This window comes from Mycobacterium sp. (assembly GCF_049647605.1).
Lineage (GTDB): Bacteria > Actinomycetota > Actinomycetes > Mycobacteriales > Mycobacteriaceae > Mycobacterium.
Genome location: NZ_JBARXZ010000209.1, coordinates 1 through 4,482, shown reverse-complemented (window position 1 = coordinate 4,482; position 4,482 = coordinate 1). Strand labels below are relative to the sequence as shown.

The following is a 4,482-nucleotide window of genomic DNA, read 5'->3' as shown; positions in this document are numbered from 1 at the left end:
GACGTGGTCCTGGAGGCGGCAGGCAACGACGCCGCGATTGCGACTGCGGTGGCCGCGGTCCGGCCCGGCGGCCGGGTCGCCCTCGGCGGGATCCCCGCCGAACCCACGTCGTCGTTCCCGGCCGCGGCAGCCCGGCGCAAAGGCATCACCTTTGCCATGGTGCGGCGGATGAACGACACCTATCCGCGGGCGCTGGCGCTCGCCAGTGGTGCCATCGACCTGGATCAGCTGGTCACCAGCCGCCATCCCCTTTCGGAGGTCTCCACCGCATTCACCGAAGCTGCCCAGCGCCACGGCGACAAAGTGGTGGTGGCGGTGTCGAAGAGCTGATCCTGCCGTTACGTGACGCGGATCCCCAGTTCAGCCAGCAAGTTACGGACGCGCTGTTCGATGTCGTCGCGGATCGTGCGCACCGTCTCGACCGACTGACCTGCGGGGTCGGGGAGCTCCCAGTTCTCATACCGCTTTCCCGGGTAAACCGGGCAGACGTCCGCGCATCCCATCGTCACGACCACATCAGCGGCGCGGACGATTTCATCGGTCCACGGCTTCGGGAACCCGCCGGTGATGTCGATGCCGACTTCGGCCATCGCCGCGATAGCAGCCAGGTTGATTTCATCGGCAGGTTCCGAGCCTCCCGACCAAGCGACGGCATGGTCGCCGGCGAAGTGATTGAAGTATCCCAGTGCCATCTGCGAGCGACCCGCGTTGTGCGTGCAGAGGAAGAGCACTGCGGGTTTGGTGTCACTCATCGCTGCCTGCTTTCGTGTGAGATTGCGTGCGGTTGGGCAAATCGCTTGCGCAGCAACAGCGATACATAGACAAGACCGACAAGCACGGGGACTTCGATGAGCGGGCCGACCACGCCGGCCAGCGCCTGCCCCGAGGTCGCGCCGTAGGTGGCGATAGCGACGGCGATGGCCAGTTCGAAGTTGTTGCCCGCGGCGGTGAACGCGAGCGTGGTCGTGCGCTGATAGCCCAGTCCCAGCACGGCACCGAGCAGGAAGCCGCCTCCCCACATCACCGCGAAGTAGATCAGCAGCGGGACGGCGATACGCACAACGTCGAACAGGCGACTGGCGATCTGGTCGCCTTGCAACGCGAACAGCACAACAATGGTGAACAGCAGGCCGTAGAGCGCCCAGGGCCCGATCTTGGGCAGGAAACGGCTTTCGTACCAGGGCCGGCCGTTGACCCGCTCACCCAGCCGTCGCGTCAGATAGCCCGCGAGCAACGGGATGCCCAGGAAGATGAGCACCGATTGGGCGATCTGCCAGGTCGATGCGCTGATGGTGGCGGTTTCGAGTCCCAGCCATCCGGGCAGCACCGAGAGGTAGAACCAGCCCAATACGGCGAACATGACAACCTGAAACAGCGAGTTGAGGGCGACCAGCACGGCGACCGCTTCCCGGTCGCCGCAGGCCAGGTCGTTCCAGATGATGACCATGGCGATGCAGCGTGCGAGTCCGACGATGATCAGCCCGGTGCGATACTCGGGCAGGTCCGGGAGCAGCAGCCAGGCCAACGCAAACATCAGCGCGGGGCCGATCATCCAGTTCAGCACAAGGGAACTCGCCATGAGCCTGCGATCACCGGTGACGGTATCGAGGCGGTCATATCGGACCTTGGCGAGCACCGGGTACATCATGATCAGCAAACCCAAAGCAATGGGAACCGAAATGCCCTGCACTTGAACGCTATTGAGTGCGGTGTTGAAGCCGGGGACCAGCCGGCCCAGCAATAGACCGGCGACCATGGCCAAGCCAATCCAGACGGGCAGGAACCGGTCGAGCGTCGCGAGTCTACTGACGACGACCGATCCACTACTCGTACTTGATTGCTGCGTCACGCTGTAACGGGCGCACTGTCAGCGGCACCGGTGCAACACGTCGTCGATTCATTGCCCTGGTTAGCCGGTTCAGTTAGGTTGGCGCCGAACGTCTCTGAGTCGGAGAGGACGGTGTAGACCTCCCATTTCTCGCCCGCCGGGCCGGTGACCCACACCTTGTCCTGCGTGGCGAAGCAACAGGTGGTGCCGATTTCCTCTTCGGTGAACATGCCTTCCTCAGTGAGGCGGGCGATTTCGGCGTGGACAGCCTGGCTGGATTCAACCTCCACGCCGAGGTGGTTGAGCGTTCCGCCGTGGCCGGGGTTCTCGATGAGGACCAGCTTCAACGGCGGTTCGGCGACGGCGAAGTTGGCGTAGCCCGGCTTCACCTTCGTCGGTGTGGTGTTGAAGAGCTTGGAGTAGAACGCGACGGCCTGGTCGAGGTCATCGACGTTGAGGGCGAGTTGGGCGCGGGACATGAGAGGCTCCTACCTTTGCGACTTATATCGAACTACCGGCAGCGCCGATCCTGCCACCTCTTCGACATTTGTCAATAAGGTGTGGCACCATGGGCCCATGCCCAAGCCGCTGCCCACCGTCGATGTGTCCGCCCCGGTGTGCTGCTCGCCGGTCGCTGCCGGTCCGGTCGATGACGCCGCCGCACTGGAGATTGCGTTGCGCCTCAAAGCGCTGGCCGACCCGGCTCGGGTCAAGTTGATGTCATTGCTGTTCAGCAGCAGCACCGGCGAAGAGTGCAGTCGCGACCTGGCGGCGGCGGTCGCGCTGTCCGAATCGACTGTCAGCCATCATCTGTCACAGTTGCGGCGGGCGGGCTTTGTCGAGTCCGAACGGCGCGGCATGAACGTCTATCACCGCGCCCGCCACGAGTCGCTTGTCGCCCTGTGTTCGGTCCTGGACCCGAATTGCTGTCGTTAGCCCCACTCCCCGAGTCGCCGTCGGCAGCGTGGTAGACCGCCGCGCGGCGAGACTTCGAGAACAGCCGGAAACAGGAGAGCCATATGCCCGGCCCGGCCTGGATCACCCTTGGCGCGCCCATCCTCGCAAGAATCCAAACCGGGGTGACGATCACGGAAAACCTGATCAACTACCCGATACGGAAACTGAAACAGGAAGGACCACACCGCTGATCACGAAGGTCATCACCGGAATCACCATCCCGGCCCTCGCCGCACTCATTCTCTGGCTCACCAACGCGCCTGCCTGGACCTGGGCGGCACTCGCCCTATTCGTCCTCATCGACGCCGGAATCATCGTCCGCGCCCACCGCATCGACAGCCGCCGATGAAACCCGCCATCATCGACGCCGACACCGGCCGCGAACTCTGGCGCACACAACAATGCGCCGACCACATCGGCGCCGCCGCTGTCACCTGGCGCGGCTACGTCAGCCGCCACAAAGCGCCCAGCCCCGTCGCCGAGCGCCCAGTTCCCAGCCGCTCGGCGACCTCATTTGCCGACAGATACCGCTTAGGCCGGGCGCTTCGATCGTGCGGACACGATCGCGGTGGCCAGCATGGCCGCAGCGAACGCCGCCCACGCTCCGGCTTGCGCATCCGCGAGCACAAGAGCTGCAGCGCCAAGCCCAAATATGGTCACGCTGACGGCGTCTTGTCTTTTCATGACTGCCAGTTCCTAATCTTCTTAGCGGATAAGCATCCCTGTCTCAGAGGCGCGATGCCCTCCTGCTCACACCCAGACTCCTGTAAGCGCAGTTCCCACGCGGTGCTGGTCATCGACTCCACCCCCGCGTAACCCGCCACCCGAGCTGCACTACAACGAGCACGCCATATGCGGCCCACAGTAGCCAGGGCAGGCCAATGGTGAGTGCGAGCGCGAGGAACACCACTCCGGTATTTGCAGTGGCCACCAGGTCGTAGTTGCGTCTCAGCAGGTCCATGCTGGGCATCCTCCCCCATAGGAGTGACATATCCCGGGAATGCAAGCATCTGGGCTGACATCCGCCGATCACCCGCCAATCGGAGTGGTTGTTTGCGGTACATCTCCGTGACCTCACGCATCAGGTAATGGGCCGCCTTAATCAGATACCGGATGCCGTTTGATCAGGCGCTCAGCTCGGAGCGACCTCACGAAGGCGAGAGCTTTCTCGACGCCGTGGCGAACGGCAGCCCAGCTGGTACCCGCTGTCCGGGGAGTACTTCCACGCCTGGCGGAACCCTCACCACCATCGCCGCCACGTCGACATGCTTGCGCTGCAGGGCCGCCACCTCCCCCCAACCGCATCCCGCTGGCCGCCATGAATTCGACCATCCGCTGGTTGCGCTCGTCGGTGCATCGCAGGAGCGTCCTGATTCGTCAGGTGCCAGTATCCGCATGTCGTGATCGTCTTCGCCATCCCCGCGAGGCAGTCGGATGCCGACGGCACACCGTCGACCCAAGCCGCAACTACTGGCGCAACCAACAGAAAAGCCCCGGCCGATGGCCGGGGCAATCTGTAACCGATGACGCGACTCAGGTGTAACCCGCGACTCTGAGGGGGACCCGTTTGGTGGTCCAGTTGATCTGTTCCCGTGTTGTTGGTCCACGGTTGTGAGAGTCGAGGGCAGAGTGATCATCAGGAGGTCACATGCCCCGTCAGTACTCGTCGTCGGTGCGCAGGCAAATCGTTGCCCGGC

At 63.9% G+C, this 4,482-nt stretch carries 4 protein-coding genes and 1 pseudogene; 2 read left to right on the top strand and 3 right to left on the bottom strand.

Translation table 11 applies throughout. The features are described from left to right. Positions 1-330, top strand: a 330-nt coding sequence (locus WBB07_RS26255; RefSeq protein ID WP_526312122.1) for a zinc-binding dehydrogenase, incomplete at its 5' end; no start/stop codon positions are given. Positions 331-338: 8 nt separating this feature from the next. Here WBB07_RS26255 and arsB read toward each other — a convergent pair. Both arsB and WBB07_RS26245 read right to left on the bottom strand, forming a co-directional pair. Continuing rightward, positions 339-1,849, bottom strand: a pseudogene (gene arsB / locus WBB07_RS26250) (ACR3 family arsenite efflux transporter). Further along, complete coding sequence (locus WBB07_RS26245) at positions 1,846-2,307, bottom strand: ArsI/CadI family heavy metal resistance metalloenzyme (protein ID WP_526312120.1); 462 nt, start codon at positions 2,305-2,307, stop codon at positions 1,846-1,848. Before WBB07_RS26245 ends, arsB begins: the two are co-directional and overlap by 4 nt. Positions 2,308-2,404: 97 nt before the next feature. Between WBB07_RS26245 and WBB07_RS26240 the strand changes: the two genes are divergently transcribed. Next, on the top strand, positions 2,405-2,764 hold the full coding sequence (locus WBB07_RS26240; protein WP_526312118.1) for an Rv2640c family ArsR-like transcriptional regulator: 360 nt from the start codon (positions 2,405-2,407) through the stop codon (positions 2,762-2,764). 814 nt (positions 2,765-3,578) lie between these two features. On the opposite strand, the gene WBB07_RS26235 is transcribed toward WBB07_RS26240, so the two are convergent. Continuing rightward, positions 3,579-3,746 carry a hypothetical protein gene (locus tag WBB07_RS26235; protein WP_526312116.1) on the bottom strand — a complete coding sequence of 56 codons (168 nt, stop codon included), beginning with the start codon at positions 3,744-3,746 and terminating at the stop codon, positions 3,579-3,581. Between the last annotated feature and the right edge of the window lie 736 nt (positions 3,747-4,482).